A 19,362-nucleotide genomic window follows, 5' to 3' on the forward strand; every position below is an offset into this window, starting at 1 on the left:
GTCTTGTCCGCAGCAATGCCGTTTCATCGCGGCGGAGGGGACAGCCGGCGAAACGGAGATTAAGTCGTTTAAAATAAAATACGGAAAATGAAGAAATTGTTATGCGGGATCGGCTTGCTGCTGTGCTGCGGGGGGACGTTGTCCGCCCAGCCGGAAGTGATCGCCGATCCGAACATTCCGATCGAGGAGCGGATTCAGAATGCGATCGAGCGGATGACGCCCGAAGAGAAGGTGCGGTTGTGTTTCGGCGGAGACAAGTTCGGCGAGGTGGTGCTGCCGGGCGTTCCGCGGCTGGGGATTCTGCCCATGTACGCGGCCGACGGTCCCCGGGGCATACGCGCCGGTGCGGTGACGGTATTTCCGTCCGGGTTGGGGTTGGCCGCTACGTGGAATCCCGCGCTGGTCGAAGAGACCGGACGCGTGATCGGCAGCGAGAGCCGGGCCAACGGCATATCCATGGTATTCGGCCCTGCGTTCAACATCAACCGCGATCCGCTGGGCGGGCGCTTTTTCGAATACCTGACCGAAGATCCTTTCCTCAGCGGGAAGCTCGCCGCCGCACAGGTGCGCGGGATACAGAGCGAAGGCGTTTCGGCCTGCATCAAGCACTTCGCGGCGAACGGCCGCGACCTGAATCGCAATTGGTACATGAGCAACGTAGACGAGCGGACGCTGCGCGAAATTTACCTGCGCGGTTTCGAAATAGCGGTCGAAGAGGGCGACCCGTGGGGGTGCATGACGGCGGCCAACGGACTGAACGGCGACCTGTGCAGCGACAGCAGGTGGCTGCTCAACGATGTGCTGAAGGGCGAATGGGGTTTCAAGGGACTGGTGCTTACCGATTTCTGCCACTCCCGTTCTACCGAGAAAGCGGCTCTGGCCGGACTGGATATCGATATGCCGTGGGGCGATTTCGAGACGATCAAATTCGGAAAACCGTTGATGGACGCCGTAGCCCGCGGCGATGTGCCGCAGTCGGTGCTCGACGAGATGGTGCGCCGCATCCTTTGGGTGAAGTGGAAAACCGGTATGCTCGATCACAAGGATATGAAGGCGGGCGCTGCGCTCAATACGCCGGAGAATCAGCAGGTGGCCCGCCGGGCTGCCGCAGAGAGTATGGTGCTGCTGAAAAACGACGGCGGTTTGCTGCCGCTCGATATCGACAAGACGAAGAAGGTCGTGCTGATCGGTCCCAATTGCGCCCAGCGTTTCTGCGTGCTGGGACTCGGCGGAAGTTCGGGCGCTCAGGCCGTGTACGAGACTACGCCGCTCAAGGGTCTGGAAGCCAAACTGGCCGGCAAGGCCGACTTGGCCTACCTGCCGCTGACCGGGGATTCGGAATTCCAGCCGATCCCGAACGAATGCTGGGTCGGCAAGGACGGACGCAACGGCGTTACGGCCGTTTACCGCAAACAGGGCAGCGGCGACGTGCAGCAGGAACGTATCGAGCCGGTCGTCGATTTCACCTGGTTCAACGCATCGCCCGTCCCGGGAAAAATCGAGCCCGGATACGTGCATGCTACCGTCGAAGGTAAGCTCAAAGCTCCCGTTACCGGAAACTATACCCTGCGCTTGATTACCGACGACCATGCCGAACTGTGGGTCAGCGATATGGGGGCCCAGGCGGTACGCAACGCCGAGGCGGGCGTCCCGCAGCGCAATACGGCGATGTTCTTCTTCGAGGCGGGCAAGACCTACGACGTCCGGATCGACTATTCGCAGTCGCCCGACGGTCGAAAAAACGCTACGGAGATGAATTATTGGGCCAAAGACAATCCTTCGCTGCGCTTGGAATGGGCCATGCCGAGCGATGCCGATATCATTGCCGGGCAGATCGCCCCGTATAGAGAGCAGTTGGCCGATGCCGATGCGATCGTTTTCGTAGGGGGCACCGACCACAACCTCGATTGCGAAGGGCGCGACCGGACGTCGATGCAGTTCCCGCAGGGGCAGACCGAACTGATCCGTCAGGTTTCGGCGATCAACGGCAAGACGATCGTCGTGCTGATGCACGGGGCTCCGATCGACCTGCCGTGGATCGACCGCGTGCCGGCGGTGCTGGATATGTTTTTCCCCGGTATGGAAGGGGGAACCGCGATGGCCGATATCCTTTTCGGCGACGCCGATCCTTCTGGTCGGCTTACGTTCAGTTGGCCGGAGCGTCTGGAGGATTCCCCTGTCTACAAACTGGCGACGCAGGATGTGGACAACGTCAATTACGAAGATAGCCTGATGGTCGGCTACCGCTATTTCGATACGAAGCGGGTGACGCCCCGGTACGAATTCGGTTACGGATTGAGCTATACGACTTTCGACTACTCGAAGATGAAAGTGAAAAAAGACGGGGATAACTGCATCGTGACGTTGAACGTGAAAAATACCGGTTCGCGCGACGGGGCCGAAGTGGTTCAGATCTATGTGGGCCAGAAAAACTGCCGCTATACGCGTCCTGTTCACGAACTGAAAGCCTTCGACAAAGTCTTCCTCAAGCCCGGCGAAAGCCGCGAGGTGACTTTTACGCTCGACAAGGACGCTTTCTCGTACTGGAATCCCGACCGCCGCGCCTGGGTGCGCGATTCGGACGAGTTTACGATCGAAGCCGGTCACTCCTCGCGGGATATCCGCCGGAGCGCGAAGGTGCGTTTCTGATCTTTCCGAAACGGTTATGACGAAGGCCGGCGTCCATCGGGACGCCGGCCTTCGTTCTGGAAGCGACAGACCATCGGAATCTGCGATGGTTTGTCGCGTTTACGCATCCGGATCTATTGCATGGTGCGGATCGACACGGGGCCCAGCAAGCCGCTCTCTTTGAGCGGAGCGTTTTTATCCGGCCATTTCAGCACCCAGGTTTTGCGGTCGCTCTCCGGCCGGGCGGCGTCGTATACCAGCCGGTTGAACCAGGTGTTGGTCACCTTTACCGTGATCGAATTTTTACCATCCCGGACGCGGTCCGTTATATCCAGGCTGTAAGGCGGCGTCCAGAGCGTGCGGACGAACTCTCCGTTGACATAGACTTCGGCGATGCGCTCCACGTCTCCCAGGTCGAGGATGTAATGCCGGTCTTTTTTCACCGGCCCGATTTCGAACGCGGAGTTGTATTCGGCCGTTCCGGAGAAGGCTTTGCCCTCGGGGGAAATATCCAGGTCTTTCCACGGTTTCAGATCGACCAGTTCGACCGAAGCCGGCGCTCCCCAGCCTTCCGGGAATTTGAGTTCCCACGGGGCGGTCAGGGTTTGGGTCGATACGACTTCTGGCACTTCGATCCGGGGAGCCTTCGAACCGTCCTTTCGGAAGACGACGAAGCAGGAGCCCGCCGCGGGCAGGTCGATGCCGACGCGCGTCCGGTCGTCTTTCGGCTCGGCGGGTACGTCGCGGACGGTTCCGCTTACCGGATCCCACAGTTGTACCCTTCCGCTACACCGGAAGTCCACCGTCCCCCGGAAACCTTTTCCCTTGGGCGCGCAGACGTAATACCAGTCGGCCCGGTCGGTCGTCCGGTGCAGCCACAGGACTTCCGGCGCATTTACGTCCGGTTCGATCGCCAGTCGTTTCAGCGCGTCGTCCAGCGATATGCCGGCGACGATCCGGCCTTTTCCCACGTTGCGGATGCCGGGAGCGGAGTTGCCCCAGATTTTCGCTGCGGCCGTATCCAGCCGTTTTCGGGCTTTCTTTCCGCCGATCAACGTGGCCGGACCCTGCGGGGCGTTTCCGATGACGGTCGCGCCGTCGTTTATGAGCGCATACAGCTTTTCGGCGGTCTCGGGCAGCATCCGGGTGGTTTCGGGCAGCCACAGGACGCGGTATCCGATTCCCTCGGGCGTAACGATCCGGCCGTTATCGACCTTCAGGCGGTTCAGCAGGATGTCGGTGTTGCAGTAGTCGTATTTGAATCCCGCCGGGAAGGGGATCTCCTGGTCGGGCTTGTGGTCGATCTCGTCTCCGAGGTACCACAGGATGTCGGAGACGGGTTTTCCCCGTTCGAGCAGGTAGCCGCAGCGCGCCAGGTAAGTCGTAAATTCGGGCATGTATTTCCACCAGGTCTGTCCCCGTAGGAAAGGCGTTCCGATCCCCGCTCCGGAGAAAGAGGTGCCGGGAGGCGGGAAGCCGACCTGCGGATTGTGGGTGTAAGTGTGGAAAATCAGGTGGGTGACCCCTTCCGTCGTATTGACGTTCGCAACTTCTTTGAGCATCTGGAAATGCTCGTCCCACGTATGGGCGAACGAAGTGAAGGATTCCGCCGCGACGCGAGGTTTGCCGTACAGGCGGGCTGCCGACGCCGTCGGTTTGATCGGCTTGAAGTTCAGCGAGCCTACGTACCCTTCGGAAAACGGTTGCCAGAACTCGCACATCGGGACGTCCGCATATTTGTAATATTCGAGGATGTCCGCCGGGAAAATATCGCCGGCGGCGGTTTCGTACGAGATCGACAGGCCTTGTTCCCGGGCCCGTCGCGCCATGTTGCCGAAGAAGTTTTCGGCGAAGAGGTTGCCGACGACCCTCCGCCAGTCGTTCAGAAAGCGCGCGGTCTCTTCCGGGGTGTCGATCACGTAACCGAACAGGGCCGGGATCCATTTTCGCAGGCCGTAGCCCGTGCGTTCGACGAATTCTTTTTCCATTTCCGGCGTCCATGTCTGGGTTTTGCATTCCCAACTGTCGAACAACACGCCGTTGAGCAGTCCGCCGGCCAGGGGGCCGCCGGATTTGGCGAGCCGGCCGATATATCCGTCGAACTGCGCGTCGGAACCGGCCGTCGATAGTTTGTCGCACTCCCATCCGGTGCCTTCCGCCGGGGCGGGGCCGTTCTTCATGCCGGTATTTACGTGACCGATCCGCAGGACGGTCCATTTTCCTTCGGGCGCTTTCCAATCGAGGGAGCCGTCTTCGTTCAGTTTGTCGGACAGGTCGATGATCCGGGACATTTTCACGTACGTGTCGGGAGATTGTTCGGCCGATTGTCCGTTCCGCTCGATGCTGCGGAGCGTCCAGCCGGCTTCCGATTCCCAGTTGTTCTTACGGGCCGCCGAAAACAGCCGGAGGGATTGCAGGGTCATGTCGTGTTCGTTCCTGATAACGATCCGGTATTTCCGGACTCCTTCCGTTTCCGTGCAGGCCAGCGAGACGGGACGGTCGTCCTGCCAGCTGCCCTGCGGTAGGTAAGTGTGCAGAATATCCTCGGCGCTGCCGGACGGCAGGATCGCCTGTACGGTCAGTTCGACTCCCGGTTCGTAACACCAGGCATGGGTCAGGCTGTTGACCGACGGGAATTCGACCGTCCGAACGACCGTTTCTTCGGGGAATGTGATTTCCACCCAGTTGGGATCGTTTTCCCCCGCCGGCGAAAGTTGCATCGGAGCGTCGGCTTCTCCTTTTATGAATTTTTTCCAGTCGCCTGCTCGGTTGCTCCGGACGTCCTCCGGTTCCAGCGGTTTCCCGGTGTCGTCCGTCGGGGTCGGGAAAGCGATGACCGCCACATCGCGGTAATCCCGCCACTCCTCTTCGCTCGGCTGCGGGACGGGCAGCGTTACGTTGCTGGCCCCGGACGTGGCGTCCGTCCGGCTCCATGCCAGATGGCGCATCGCCTGTTCCGGTTTGATCCACGGGCCGCCCGCCATCGCCCAGCCGGGACATCCTTGCATCGTAAAGCGCAGTCCCAGCCGCTTGCACTCCTCTGCGGTATGCCGGACGGCATCGTCCCACAACGGACTGAGGCAGGCGATCTGCGATTCCGTGCCGGGCCAAACGCCGCCGAACTGTCCGTGGAACAGTTGTATTCCAGAAAAGCCGGCCGCCGCGATCGCTTCCAGGTCGGCGGTAATTCCTTTCGGGGATACGTTGCCCCCGATGTAATGGAACCATGTTTCCGGATAAAAAACTTTCGGGGGGGACGCGAAAGCCTCTTCGTCGCTTTCGCCGAACGGCTTGTTCAGCTCGTCCGCCGGAGGTACGATAGGTACTTGCGCTGTCAGGGAAGCAAAAGGAAACAGTAAAAAAGCGGCATACAGCAACCGCCGTTTGGGGCTTAGTCTGTTCATGTTCGGATCGGTTAGTCGGTTGGTTTGTAAAGTCAGACGACTAAGATCGTTAAAAAAAAGGAAAAATACTATTCGGTCTGCAAAAATCTTTTCCTGTTCCGCCCGTTCGATCGCTGGCGGGTTTTCCGATCGGGCGGGTGTGCCCGCGATTGCTTCACCGGTCGCAATCGTTGCGCGATTATTCGAGCGGCCGTAATTTTTGGTAGGTGAATGCGATGTGCGCGGGGATATCGTCGGTCGTGACGGACCATTTCTTTTTTCCGTCCGGATCGAAACAATTCGGCGTGCCGGGCGTCACGTAATCTTTCGCATCGGTTACGAATATCTCCCGCGTGTCGAGATTGACGGCTACGCCGTAAGGGATCTGAATCGTTTTGTCCGTTCCGTCCCGGATGAAATTGCGCGAAACGACCCGCTTGGTTTTCGTATCGACGATGGCGTAGGTGATCGTGTTTTTGTTGGTGATCCAGCTCCATTCGGTGCTGTAAACGTAGAGCGAATCGCCGCACAGGGTCATGTTGCTGTTCGGCAGCAGGTCGAGGACGTCGGTAACGCGGTCCGTTTTTTACGGATACGGAAAGGGAACGGATAATCCCGGACGGGGTTGCCTGTACGGCATGTGTTGACGACAGGCTCCTGCGATAAACGTTCGATAAACACGCGGGCGCAACATCTCATAAAAAAGTAACGGCTCCCGTTTTCATGTGGTAGATGGCGCCGACGATTCCGATTTCTCCTTTGTCTTCCATTTTTTTCAGAATATCGCTTCCCGAGCGGATTCCTCGAACCGCATGTTGTATATTGCGAATACACACTTCTTTTACATACTCCGGATTGGATGCATTTTTTTCTCCCCGGAATGTTTCGTTGGCGCGGGCTACGGCGGGTTGCAGGTTCGACAACATGGCGGTGACATGACCGAGCTGGACATGGTCGATGACCGATTTTATGGCGCCACAGTGTTCGTGACCCAATACGACGATCAATTTCGCGCCCGATACCTTGCAGGCGAATTCGAGGCAGCCCAACACATCCGCATTGACATAATTGCCGGCAATCCGCACCACGAACAGCTCTCCGATACCGCGATGGAATACGTCTTCCACCGGAATCCGGGAATCGATACAGGAAAGGATAACCGCTTTGGGATATTGCCACAAGGCGGCTTCCCGTATCCTTTTCGTATTGTTCCGTACCGTTAGGGCTCCACCGGCAAAATCCCTGTTGCTCTGCTTTAAAATTTCGACGACTGTACCGGGCGTCAGCTTCGCCTGTTCTTCCGAAGCCAGGGCCTCGTTGTCGCGGTCCGCGGGGGACGAAACATGTCCGTGCGCGGGTTCACTCCGGTCTTCGAACGGACAGGAGTCTCCGTTACGTGTTTCCGAAAGTATTCTGTCGGGGTGGTCTGTTTTCCCGTTCATTCGGCTTTTGGCAACTACAATGGCATGTTGCCGTGCTTTTTATGCGGATTGGTTCTCAGTTTGCTCTGGGTCATTTCCAGGGCCTGGATCAGTTTGAAACGGGTCTGGCGGGGAAGGATGATTTCGTCTATATATCCTTTCTCGGCAGCCTGATACGGATTGGCGAAATTCGCGGCATATTCTTCGAGCTCTTTCGCTTTCCGGTCGTCGTCCGCGTTGCGGTAGAGAATGTTGATCGCTCCCTGCGCACCCATGACGGCAATTTCGGCCATCGGGTAGGCGAGGTTCACGTCCGAACCGGTCTGTTTGCTCGACATGACGATGTAGGCTCCGCCATAAGCTTTGCGAAGAATGAGCGTGATTTTCGGCACGGTGGCTTCGATGTAGGCGTAAACGATTTTCGCTCCGTGGCGGATGATGCCGTTGTGTTCCTGCGTACAGCCGGGAAGGAACCCGGGGACGTCTTCCAGCGTGATGATCGGGATATTGAAACAGTCGCAAAAACGGATGAACCGGGCCGCCTTGTCCGATGCGTCGATATCGAGCACCCCGGCCAGAAATGCCGGCTGGTTGGCTACGATTCCCGCCGTACGCCCGCCCATGCGGACGAAGCCGATCACCACGTTCTTGGCGAAATGCGGCATGATTTCGTAGAAATAGTTGTCGTCGGCCACCGATTCGATCAGTTCTTTCACGTCGTAAGGTACGTTGGGGTCGGAAGGGATCAGATCCGTCAGGCGTTCGTCTTCCCGACGGACATCGTCCACGGTCGGTCGTGCCGGCGCGTCTTCGAGGTTATTGGACGGCAGGAAACTCAGTAACTCGCGGATGCCCATCAGCACTTCTTCTTCTGAGTTACCCAGGAAGTGCGCTACGCCGCTTTTGCTGTTGTGTGTGTAAGCGCCCCCGAGTTCTTCCTTGGAAACTTCTTCATGGGTGACGGCTTTCACTACGTCGGGGCCCGTGACGAACATGTGGCTTTTTTCGTTCACCATGAAAATAAAGTCGGTCAGCGCCGGCGAGTAACATGCGCCTCCGGCGCAAGGGCCCAGGATCGCTGAGATCTGAGGGATGACGCCCGATGCAATCGTATTCTGGAAAAAAATGTTGGCATAACCGGTCAGGCTGTCGACGCCCTCCTGAATGCGCGCGCCCCCGGAATCGTTCAGCGCGATGATCGGTGCCCCGTTCTTGAGGGCCATCGTCTGCACTTTTACGATCTTGCCGGCGTTGGTGAGGCTCAGCGATCCACCGAAGACCGTGAAGTCGTAGGCGTAGACGTACACCGGACGCCCGTCGACCTTGCCGTATCCGGAGACGATCCCGTCGCCCGGAATTTTCTCCTGCTGCATGTGGTAGTTCGTGCAGCGGTGCGTGACGAATTTATCGAATTCCACGAAGGTGCCCTTGTCGAGCAGCGTCTCAATGCGTTCGCGGGCGGTCATTCGGCCGGCCTGATGTTGTTTTTCGATTTTTCGGGTTCCGCCGCCGAGTTCAGCGGCTTTGTCTTTCGCGAGGAAATCTTTTAGGATTTTATCGTTATTCATTGTTTTGGTCGTTGGTTAAAATATCGAGTTTTATCAGCGGTTGGCCCGTAGCGACCGGATCACCTTCGCAGACCAGCACTTCGCGGACGGTGCAATCGCCGACTACCTTCAGGTTGCTTTGCATTTTCATCGCTTCGAATACGATCAGGGTATCTCCGTCGGTTACCCGGTCGCCCGCGGCGACGTTTATTTTTACGATCTTGCCTGGCATTGCCGCCGTGATCGTATCGTCCTGGCGCCCGTTGTCTTTGCGGCGCGAACGGAGATATTTCTCCTGGGCGTCGACGATCCCGACATCGTACGAATTGAATCCCCGGTTCACTTTGTATCGCTTGCCGTTGTCGGAACGGACGATCTCCATGTTGTACGACTGTCCATTGAAGATGACGGAACAAACCCCGTTGTCGGCAATCACGATATCAACGTCGTACATCTGCCCGTCTACAGCGATGCGTACCTGATTCCCTTCTTTTTCGACGAGTTGCACTTCGGCGACCCGTTCTCCGATATGTATTTCCATACGTTTCGTTTTAAATTCCCATTACGCCTTTGCGTTTGCCGAATTCGCGCCAACGGTTCAGCGTGCCGGTGTCCGCCGCCGCGGGTGAACTTCCTCCGCCTTCCTGTTGCATGACCAAATAGTCGATCTGTGCGGCGATCAGCACCAGGTCTTCGACCAGTCTGTCATCCGCTCCGGCCGGGAAAGGTTCCCGTAAGTAGCGGTGTATGATCTTTTCGTTTTTTTCGAGAAACGCCGTGTCGTAGCCGCCCCGGACGAAGTCGGGCGTATGCATGATGGCGTTCAGGTAAGAGATGTTGGTTTTGATGCCTGTAACTTTGTATTCGTCCAGTGCCGCGCGCATACGCTGGACGGCGTATTCGCGCGTAGTCGCCCGGACGATCAGTTTGGAGATCATCGGATCGTAGTAGACAGGAATTTCGTAACCCTCGTAAATGTAACTGTCGATGCGGATTCCGAGCCCGTTGGGTTCGGTAACCTGTTTGACGAGTCCCGGCGAAGGCATGAAGCCGTTGTCCGCATCCTCGGCGCAAATCCTGCACTCGATGGAGTGCCCCCGCTGGACGATGTCCGTTTGTCGCAGGTGCAGCGGGCGGCCCGAGGCGATGTAGATTTGTTCTTTGACCAGGTTGAGGCCCAGCACTTCTTCAGTTACGGGATGTTCGACCTGGAGTCGGGTGTTCATTTCGAGGAAATAGAAGTTGCGGTTTTTGTCCACGAGAAATTCGATCGTTCCCGCCCCGACGTAACCGACTGCCCGGGCCGCCGCCGCCGCGGTCTTTCCCATTTCCTGTCGCAGTTCGTCGGTCAGGAACGGCGACGGACTCTCTTCCACGATTTTCTGGTGGCGGCGCTGTACCGAACACTCCCGGTCGTACAGATGGACGATATTCCCGTGCGCGTCCCCCAGTATCTGGAATTCGATGTGGTGCGGTTCCTCGATGTATTTTTCGATGTAGACTGTTTCGTCCCCGAACGACGACAGAGCTTCCGATTTAGCGGCGGCGTACGCCTCGCCGATTTCGCTTTCCGACCGGATCAGGCGCATACCCTTGCCGCCGCCGCCGGAAGCCGCTTTCAGAATGACCGGCAAGCCGATTTCTCGGCAGATCCGTTCCGCTTCAGTGGCCGATTCGAGTTGGCGCTGGATGCCGGGCACCACGGGCACGCCGGCTTCCGTCATCGACCGGCGGGCCGAGATCTTGTCGCCCATCCGTTCGATCGTCTCCGCACGCGGGCCGATGAACGTGATTCCCGCCACTTCGCATTTTCGTGCGAATCCGGCGTTTTCCGATAGGAAACCGTATCCCGGATGGACGGCGTCCGCACCGCATTTCAGAGCTGTTTCGATGATTTTATCGACGTCGAGGTAACTTTCTTTCGACGGAGCCGGGCCGATGGGATACGCTTCGTCGGCCAGCATGACGTGTTTCGACATGCGGTCGGCTTCGGAGAAAAGAGCTACCGAACGGATTCCCATTTCGCGACAGGAACGGATGATTCTGACGGCGATTTCTCCTCGGTTGGCTATAACGATTTTTTCGATCATTCGCTATATGATTTAGGTTTTACAATAGGAGCATACCGGGGATTGATCCCTGTCGAGTAGAAGGTCTCCCTGAGTATGCGAAGGCAGTCGTTGCATAGGCAATCGTCGTAATTATCCGCTATGAACCGACGCTGGGCGTCATCCAGAGCCACGCCCGCGCAGAGGCAATCCATAACAGCATCGAGGGAACATGCAAAACGTGTTCCGCAACGAGGACAAACTTTTTCCATCGTTATCACACACCGCAAACGGTCTGCATTCAGCAGAACGATCCGGATTAAAAAAAATGATTAAACTTTCCACGTTTTAACATCCAACCCTCGGGACGGTAAAACATCACCTGAACCGGCAGGTCTTCTGACTGACTCCCGTCCTGATGCCTTCCCGACGTTATCGTTTGCCGCCAGTGGCCATTCAGATCGTTTCAGGACGTTGTTCGGAGTTTCACAGCAGCGGGACTGTCCGGGATTCGCACCCGGTTCCCTTTTATCGCCTTTCTCTGAGTGCAAAAAGGCGAACCGATTCGCCGTCAAAGTTAAAACATTTATTTCATTACTTCCAACTGTTTCGTTGTAATTTCGTTCTTTTTATTTTGTAAATATTTTGTATTTAGTTGTTTGTGTGTTGCAGTCAACTACGGATGTCGCTGGGTAAAGACGATGAAAGAACGATTTTCCGGTTTGGGCGAGAGAGCCGTCCTGATTATAACTTACATTTCCTGAGAGAGAGCCTTTCGGCATTTTTCATCGATTCCGGCCGGCACGAATCCGCGCGTGAAACGTAAAATGCTTTTTCCCTGCGGATCGTATCCGGTTTGCCGGGCGGTCGTTTTCCGGAATTACTACCAGATCTGTTTCTCGTCCCGGTCGACCGTAAATATTCGATTTCCTTGTCCGGGCTGAGATACAGTAAGAGAAAGAGGGCCTTGTTCGGTATGTCGTGGAAAGTCAGTTTGATATCCCGGGCCTTTTGCCTGCCCAGCGAAATCCATCCATTCTTGTCTTTCCTGTAGAACAGCTCGTCGGTATCTCCGATTCTGATGTTGTTGTCATTCCGGCCTACTCCGGAGCCATTCGAGACTGCGCGCGCGGGGCTACAAGAAGGAAACAGCAATTAGCATTAGTCGCCGACTCGTTCCCGCATTTTTATTTTTATTGCGGAGACGAGTCCCGACGGTATTTTCACGGGTTTGTCTGCGATCTCCGCCGCCAGAGCCTGCGCCCTGTCCGGCCGGTTCGTGCTGTCGTATACGTTCACCAGTTCGTACAGCGGCATGAATCGTCCGGGGCACATTCGCGACGCCAGCAGGTAACAGGCTTCCGCCCGGCGGAAATCGCGCCGCTTTTTGTGGGCATCGGCTTTCAACATCTGCACGTCGTAGTCGTTCAGCATTTTTTCGCAGGCCGTCGCCGCTTCGAGGCTTTTGTCCGCTTCGCCCGCATCATTCAATTCCGCTGCGTAATTGTAGAGGAAATAAGCGTTTTTATCCAAAAACGGGTACAGTCGCTCGTATTCCGGCAGCGGCGGGCGATCGGACGATGCGGTTTTCTGCACGCGGTGCCATCGGTTTTCGTAATACATTTCTTTCGCTGCAAATCCCAGCAGCGCGGCGGACGACAGCGCGGCGAGGATTCCGGAAGCCCGCCGCGCGCGGAACCGTTCGCAACTTCGGCGCGACTGGGCCGTCAGGCCGCCTGCCGCGAGTGCGACGATCGACCCGGTGAACGGATACGAGAGCAGGTATGAAAAACAGCAAAGCGCCGCCGCGGCCGACAGTGCCGTCGCGAGCGTGTGCGATTCGTCGTTCGGGTTTTTCCGATAAGCCCGGATCAGGCTTGCGATCCACAGCGCCGTCAGCAGCAGGGCGACGGCTCCGAATTCTGCGGTCAACAGCAGAAACTCGTTGAACGGGTGTTTTACGTTGTCGGCCAGCGGAGCGAATCCGCTTTCGGGATTCCGTTCGAAATAACGCGCCTGCCGGAGCATGTACCCGGCTTCGAAACACCGGTATCCGTGTCCGGTCAGCGGTTTTTCGCGGATCATCTCCCAGGTGCATCGGCCGATGAGCAGCCGTCCGTCGGCCGACTCTTTTTTTATGAAATACAATCCAGCCGCGACGGAAACGGCCGTTGCTGCCAGTACGATTTTCTTCCAGGCCGTCGTGCGTCTAAGGAAGTCGCTGCGCCGCCTTACGGCGTACAGAAGACCGGTCGCTGCGACGGCCAGTATTCCGGTGCGGGAACCGGACAAGACGATCGCCCCGACGACGATTGCACAGACGACGCCGACCGCATACCGCATCCGGCGTCGGCCGGATAAGGCGAAATACAGGATGAAAGGGACGCTCAGCGCCAGCATCGAGGCGTAACCCGCCGGGTTATCGAAATTTCCGACTACCCGGAACGTTTTTCCGGCCGGCAGCAGCCCTGCGTACTGCGCGATGCCGTACAGGGCCAGGAGCAGTGCGGATGCCGCAACCGCTGCCGACAGCGGTTCGAACGACCGGTTCCGGACTACGCGGCCGGCCAGACAGTAGATCGGCAGGAACGCGGTGCACCGCATCAGGAAAGCTTCCGCGAATTGCCCGGCGGCGGCCCTGGACAGGCAGTACAGCACGAGCGCCGCCAGCAGGCAGTCCGGCAGCCCGATCCGGAACGTTTTCCCGGTTTCCGGGCGCCCCGCTCCGGTAAGAAAGAACGATAGGCCGCAGACGGATACGGCGGTATAAAGCCAGTACCATTTCGATTTCCACCCGGCATCCGTAAACAGATCGACGTAGCAAAATCCCATCCCGATCACGATGATAAAGGACAGGGTGAAGACTCCGTATTTTCGCGTCTTCGCCGGGTATTCTGAAATGCCGTGGCCGTTCATCCGGATTGCCGGTTAGATATTAATTTAAGTGTAAAACAAGCGGAGCGATTCGGCGACCGCTCCGCTCGTCCGGGTTTTTGACAAGCGCATTAATTCTCTAACGATCCGATATACTTCGATTCGTCGAATCGGCCCGCTTCCGCGTCTTCGATGATTCGTTTGCACAGATCGGACAGTTCGCGTGCTTTTTCTTCGGTTTTGAAAGGGATCGATAGCGTCCATATTTCCTGATCGACGATACAGCGGAACACCGTCGTCTCGCCGTCTCCCATCAACAAGTCCGGTTCCAATTCTTTCGCTTTGAAATCGTCGATGAATGAAACAAACTTTGCGTGTAACTTTTCAGCAAGTCGATTGCTTATGGGGATAGAAGAAGATTTGACCTTGTAAAGCTTTAATCGTTCCTCCTCTTGCAACGGCCACATCGCGTTATTATGGTCCGTTGTCAGGTTTACAATATTTTGGGGTAAAGACGATATCAGTGTAAGCGGAATGCCTACCGTAGGATATTTTTTTTCAGCTTCTTCTGCCGCCTCTTTCCAATTTGCTATGCGTTTTATCTCGAGCAAAAATGTATCCGACGAATCCCGTACGGTACGAAAACCATAAGCACCCTCAAAAGAAGGACAAACGTAAAATTCGACGTTGCCGTTGGTGTTTCCGAAAAGAAGTTTTTCGACCACGCCTTTACTTCGAACATTGTCCCGCCCTTCTATTTTCTCTTTTCCGGTAGAATCTTTTTTGATCGTTGAAACAATGTATTTGTTTTCCACTCTTTTTAGAAATTCCGTATTTTGAGCGATGCCATACGATGTTATAAGACATGAAAGAAACGCAAAATAAACTTTTTTCATTTGGTAAACATTTTAATCGTGCCGTCATGATAAATACCCTGTTGTAAGCCTGGATAGTCTTTTGAGTAATTCAAATCTCCACTGGAAGGGGTGTGCCCACTTAGTTGTGTGTGTGCTATATAACGAATCCGATTTTTCTCAATCAAATTACCATTAGCGTCTAATGCTTGGGGATAGTAATATTTGGGGTTATCTTCTACAGTATACGGTATAGATATATGAAAGGAAGAAGACGTATTAGCGTCATCCTGATAGGTAGCGATGCGACCATCTTGATATACAATAATAACTATTTCTCTATAATCACTACTTGACATCTGTGCCGAAAGATAATCCGTAAGATCCTCCATATTGGCGAATTCCTCGCTCGTTCCTCCTTTGGTCAAAGGACGGTTTATGTTTATACCCATTTCCAGTAATTTTCTGTTTACATTGGTTGATGATTTAATGCAAGCACGAAAATAATCATACTGAATAGCTGGGGACATTGATGCGAATTGCGGGTGTTTTACAAACAATGCATTCTTTTTCGTTTCAAAATTCATCGCTTTCTTTTCGATACTGACCGAAATAGGAATGCGTATTATTCTATCTCCGTTTAGGTCTTCTTCAAATTTGAGTTTTGAGAAATCGATTTTGCCGAGTTCTGTTGCAAATGTGTTTGATGCTTCCCGATATTCGGCGCCAGCAATGATGTACTCTTCCAATTCTGGTGAATTCAATAAGGCGGGATCCAAATCGTCTTTTTCAGAATAATCGTAATCTTGTTTTTGACACCCTGGAAATGAAACGATGCCGACAGTGCAAAGAGTAGCGAACAAACCGGACAATGCCGTCTTTACGAGTAAATGTTTTTTCATAACGATAAGTTTTAGGAAATAGTTAATTGATACAAAATTGCAATCGTTATGATCGAATAATTTCAAATATAAAAAAACTTTTAACTAAAATAATGCCGTCTTGTTTTTTATGGCTTGAAATTGAAATCTTAGCTATTTCATTAAATGAAAAAACGGGGGCTCCGTCTTTTGCAATATGCCTGCGATCCTGGCAGCTTCTTAGATTGTCTTAGTTGCAGTCCTCCTGCCCGTAGTCTTCCAGCCGTCCGATATACTTCGATTCGTCGAATCGGCCCGCTTCCGCGTCTTCGACGATTCGTTTGCACAGGTCGGACAGTTCTCCGATTTCCCCCTGAGGGTTACGGTAGGCTAGTGTCCACAATTCGTCTCCGACGATACATCGGAAAATGATTTTATCGGGATCGAAAATCATGCCCGGAACTTTCTTTTCCATGTCCAAAACCTGTATGGCCGATGTGATCCTTGCATGTAATGTTTCTGCAAAAGCGGCGGAAACCGGAACGGTAAGCGTTTTGACCTTGTAGAGTTTGAGGCTCTCTTTTTCCCGTTCGATTAGTTTTATACGTGTTGCCTCCGCCATTCTGTGCTTTTCTTCTTCGGACATGCCCAGTGCTTTTTCGATGCTCATCGATCCGAGAGGGAATTTTTCGTCGATCTGGGATTCTGCTTCTTTGTAATTTGCAATGTATTTTATTTCAATTTTATACGAAGCATTCTGCCCGGTTTTCACGATGCGTAAACCATAAGCTCCTGCGAAAGGCGGGATCATTAGGTATTCCACTTGGGCGTTGAGGTCGCCGAAAAATAATTTTTCGAGGTATTGCTTGCCGGCGAGATTATACTCTTTTTTTGTTTTGTCGTCCGTCCGGATGAAGTTTTGTTCGATCGTTTTGGTGAAAACGACAGCTTCTACGGGCTTGGTTTGTTTAAGCTGTTGGGCAAACAATCCGGACAAGCCCAGGCAGGGAAAGACAATGGCTGTCAAAAATTTTTTCAACATGGAATTTTATTTACAGTAAAAAAGTCGCCAAATGTACCGTTATAATAAGTAGCCTGCTTCAGACCTTGTAAATCGTTGTTGGGATTTTTAAAATCATCTTTACTAGGCGTACTGCTGTTTTGGTGGGTATGTGCGACGAAATCAATTTCTTTGTTGTCGTAATAGTATGCGGAATAATCATCTGTATAACCCAGGCTAGGAATAACGGATTGAGTGGGTGTGAAAGAATCGTCATGAACTATGGTTGCCGAACCATCTTTAAATACGATTATTATTGCCTCATTGTAATCGGGATTTTCCATCCAATCTGCAAGATAAGACATATATCCGTCTGAATCATTAAAACTTTCTGTCCAACTTCCTTTTGTCGTTGGTTGACTGATATTGATTCCCAATTCAAGAAGTTTTCGATTTACGTATGTTGAATTTTTGAAACAGTTTTGAAAATATTCATATTTTTCTTTTTTTGTTAGAGATGCAAATTGAGGGTATTTTGCCAGTAACGATTGTTTTTTATTGTTCAATAATTGGCTTTTATTCTTGAAATTAAGAATGAATGGTAGTTGCATTACTTTGATGCCGTTGGATTTTTCAATAAATTTCATTTCCGAAAAATTGACTTTACTAATTGTTGCTTGCAAAGTATTCATCGTGTGTTGATATTCCACACCGGCAATAACAAATTCAGCTAATTCCGTCGAATTCAATAAGACAGGATCCAAATAATCTTCCTCTTCGATATAATCTTGTTTCTGACAACTTTGAGATAAAACCATGCAGGCTGCACAAAAGATGACAAATGATCTGGACAACATTGTCTTTACGAGTAAATGTTTTTTCATAACGATAAGTTTTAGGAAATAGTTAATGAAATACGAAATCGCAATCGTTATGATCGAATAATTTCAAATATAAAAAAACTTTAACGTAAAACAATGCCGTCTTGTTTTTTATGGCTTGAAATTGAAATCTTAGCTATTTCATTAAATGAAAAAACGGGGGCTCCGTCTTTTGCAATATGCCTGCGATCCTGGCAGCTCCTTATATTGTCTTAGTTGCAGTCCTCTTGCCCGTATTCCAACGATCCGATATACTTCGACTCGTCGAATCGGCCCGCTTCCGCGTCTTCGACGATTTGTTTGCACAGATCGGACAGTTCGCGTGCTTTTTCTTCGGTTTTGAAAGGGATCGATAGCGTCCATATTTCCTGATCGACGATACAGCGGAACACCGTCGTCTCGCCGTCTCCCATCAACAAGTTCGGTTCCAATTCTTTCGCTTTGAAATCGTCGATGAATGAAACAAACTTTGCGTATAGTTTTTCCGCAAATAAATCTGAAATCGGAATAATGAAAGTATGTACCTGGTAGCGTTTCAAAGACTCTTTTTCCCGTTTTTCATTACGGATTCTGCTTTTCAGTATTGATAATTCCCTTTCTTCTTCCGACATTTTTTCTCTTTCGGCAATCTTGGCGTTCAGTTCTTGGATTGTATACCCTTTTACGGGGAATGCTTTCTGCATTTGCTTTTCAACCTCTTTCCAGTTTATAATACGTTTCACCTCGAGTGAGGATGACGTTTCGGACGAATCTTTTATGACGCGAATGCCGTATGCGCCTTCGAAAGAAGGTTCGACGACAAATTCGACTTTAGCATTGGTGTTTCCGAAAAGAACCTTTTCGAGTGGGCTTTTACTTTCAATATTATCCACACCTTCTACAGAGGTAGCGTGTAGTACAGAGGCATCGTGCTGCCGGGTCGTGTCGATTTTGAACAGGGTTCTTCTGATGCTGTATTTGTTCTCAATTATTTTTCTGAAATGTTGAGCGGAAGCAAACAATACAATAAAACATAGCGATACGGTGAAAGCGGTTTTTTTCATGATCCCCATTTTATAAATCAATAAACAGAAAACTAATCATAAACTAATCCATATTTGTCAAATTGGCGAAAAGCTCCGTCATGATAAATGCGCATGTCCAATCCATCCCATTTACCAGCTTGCTCCATATCTAAATCGGTAGGATCGAAGCCACTTTTTTGCGTATGTGCCATATAAGCAATTTCATCACTATCGTTTTGACTGGTCTCGGGGTAATAATATTTACTGTTGCCTGTAATTGTATTTGTAACTTTTTTTAATTTCACTTGATAATAAGTAGAGGTATTTGCATCGTCTTGATAGGTAACAATACGACCGTCTTTATATACAATAATTACGATTTCTCTATAAGTGCTACTTGACATTTCCTCTGTAAGATAATTCGTAAGATCCTCCATGTTGCCAAATGCCTCGCTTGTTCCTCCTTTGGTCATCGGTTGATTGATATTTATGCCAAGTTCCAGTAACTTTTTATTAACATTCAATGAGTTTTTGATACAGTTTCGAACATAATCTTTTTTTGTATTTTTAGTTAATGCGGTGAATTGCGGATATCTTCGGAACAAGGTATCTTCTTTTTCTTTTAAGTTCCGGATTTTATCTTCTATGTCGACTGAAATGGGAAGATAAGCTATTTTCTCCCCGTTTGCACCTTTTACAAATTTCAAATTTAGAAGATCCACTTTCTTGATTTCTATCTGGAAGAGATCCATAGTATATCTATATTCGGCGCTGGCAATGATGTATTCTTCCAGTTCCGGCGCATTCAATAAGGCGGGATCCAAATCGTCTTTTTCAGAATAATCGTAATCTTGTTTTTGAC

At 52.4% G+C, this 19,362-nt stretch carries 14 protein-coding genes, 1 pseudogene and 1 riboswitch; of the genes and pseudogenes, 1 reads left to right on the forward strand and 14 read right to left on the reverse strand.

The window, feature by feature from the left end:
* Nucleotides 1–87: 87 nt before the first annotated feature.
* Complete coding sequence (locus tag PGR91_RS08105) at nucleotides 88–2,649, forward strand: beta-glucosidase (protein ID WP_118656212.1); 2,562 nt, start codon at nucleotides 88–90, stop codon at nucleotides 2,647–2,649.
* A 113-nt stretch (nucleotides 2,650–2,762) separates the two neighbouring features.
* Here the strand turns inward: PGR91_RS08105 and PGR91_RS08110 are convergent, their stop codons facing one another.
* From PGR91_RS08110 to PGR91_RS08175, 14 genes and pseudogenes are all read right to left on the reverse strand, one after another.
* A complete protein-coding gene (locus PGR91_RS08110) occupies nucleotides 2,763–6,032 on the reverse strand; it encodes a glycosyl hydrolase (protein ID WP_118656214.1) in 3,270 nt (1,089 codons plus the stop codon).
* Between the two features lie 178 nt (nucleotides 6,033–6,210).
* Nucleotides 6,211–6,594 (reverse strand): annotated as a pseudogene (locus tag PGR91_RS08115) (YncE family protein); the annotation flags it as partial.
* A 112-nt stretch (nucleotides 6,595–6,706) separates the two neighbouring features.
* Complete coding sequence (locus tag PGR91_RS08120) at nucleotides 6,707–7,453, reverse strand: carbonic anhydrase family protein (RefSeq protein ID WP_118656216.1); 747 nt, start codon at nucleotides 7,451–7,453, stop codon at nucleotides 6,707–6,709.
* Nucleotides 7,454–7,467: 14 nt separating this feature from the next.
* On the reverse strand, nucleotides 7,468–9,000 hold the full coding sequence (locus PGR91_RS08125) for an acyl-CoA carboxylase subunit beta (protein WP_118656218.1): 1,533 nt from the start codon (nucleotides 8,998–9,000) through the stop codon (nucleotides 7,468–7,470).
* Nucleotides 8,993–9,520 (reverse strand): acetyl-CoA carboxylase biotin carboxyl carrier protein subunit, encoded by a 528-nt coding sequence (locus PGR91_RS08130; protein WP_118656220.1) that lies wholly within the window; start codon nucleotides 9,518–9,520, stop codon nucleotides 8,993–8,995. Before PGR91_RS08130 ends, PGR91_RS08125 begins: the two co-directional genes overlap by 8 nt.
* Nucleotides 9,521–9,530: 10 nt before the next feature.
* Nucleotides 9,531–11,069 carry an acetyl-CoA carboxylase biotin carboxylase subunit gene (gene accC, locus PGR91_RS08135; protein ID WP_118656222.1) on the reverse strand — a complete coding sequence of 513 codons (1,539 nt, stop codon included), beginning with the start codon at nucleotides 11,067–11,069 and terminating at the stop codon, nucleotides 9,531–9,533.
* Complete coding sequence (locus tag PGR91_RS08140; RefSeq protein ID WP_153498267.1) at nucleotides 11,066–11,299, reverse strand: cysteine-rich CWC family protein; 234 nt, start codon at nucleotides 11,297–11,299, stop codon at nucleotides 11,066–11,068. Before PGR91_RS08140 ends, accC begins: the two co-directional genes overlap by 4 nt.
* A gap of 99 nt (nucleotides 11,300–11,398) precedes the next feature.
* Nucleotides 11,399–11,607: riboswitch (cobalamin riboswitch) on the reverse strand.
* A gap of 581 nt (nucleotides 11,608–12,188) precedes the next feature.
* Entirely contained in the window at nucleotides 12,189–13,943 is a 1,755-nt protein-coding gene (locus PGR91_RS08145; RefSeq protein ID WP_118656224.1) for an O-antigen ligase family protein, read from the reverse strand.
* 89 nt (nucleotides 13,944–14,032) lie between these two features.
* Nucleotides 14,033–14,797 carry a hypothetical protein gene (locus tag PGR91_RS08150; protein WP_147387385.1) on the reverse strand — a complete coding sequence of 255 codons (765 nt, stop codon included), beginning with the start codon at nucleotides 14,795–14,797 and terminating at the stop codon, nucleotides 14,033–14,035.
* A complete protein-coding gene (locus PGR91_RS08155; protein ID WP_118459193.1) occupies nucleotides 14,794–15,657 on the reverse strand; it encodes a hypothetical protein in 864 nt (287 codons plus the stop codon). Before PGR91_RS08155 ends, PGR91_RS08150 begins: the two co-directional genes overlap by 4 nt.
* A gap of 208 nt (nucleotides 15,658–15,865) precedes the next feature.
* A complete protein-coding gene (locus PGR91_RS08160) occupies nucleotides 15,866–16,657 on the reverse strand; it encodes a hypothetical protein (protein WP_118459015.1) in 792 nt (263 codons plus the stop codon).
* Entirely contained in the window at nucleotides 16,651–17,499 is an 849-nt protein-coding gene (locus PGR91_RS08165) for a hypothetical protein (RefSeq protein ID WP_118656230.1), read from the reverse strand. The genes PGR91_RS08160 and PGR91_RS08165 overlap by 7 nt, the downstream gene beginning before the upstream one ends.
* A gap of 209 nt (nucleotides 17,500–17,708) precedes the next feature.
* Nucleotides 17,709–18,539 carry a hypothetical protein gene (locus PGR91_RS08170; RefSeq protein ID WP_147387052.1) on the reverse strand — a complete coding sequence of 277 codons (831 nt, stop codon included), beginning with the start codon at nucleotides 18,537–18,539 and terminating at the stop codon, nucleotides 17,709–17,711.
* Nucleotides 18,540–18,571: 32 nt separating this feature from the next.
* Nucleotides 18,572–19,362, reverse strand: a 791-nt coding sequence (locus tag PGR91_RS08175; RefSeq protein ID WP_270399320.1) for a hypothetical protein, incomplete at its 5' end; no start/stop codon positions are given.

It is taken from the genome of Candidatus Alistipes pullistercoris (genome assembly GCF_027665465.1).
In the GTDB taxonomy this organism is placed as follows: domain Bacteria; phylum Bacteroidota; class Bacteroidia; order Bacteroidales; family Rikenellaceae; genus Alistipes_A; species Alistipes_A hominis.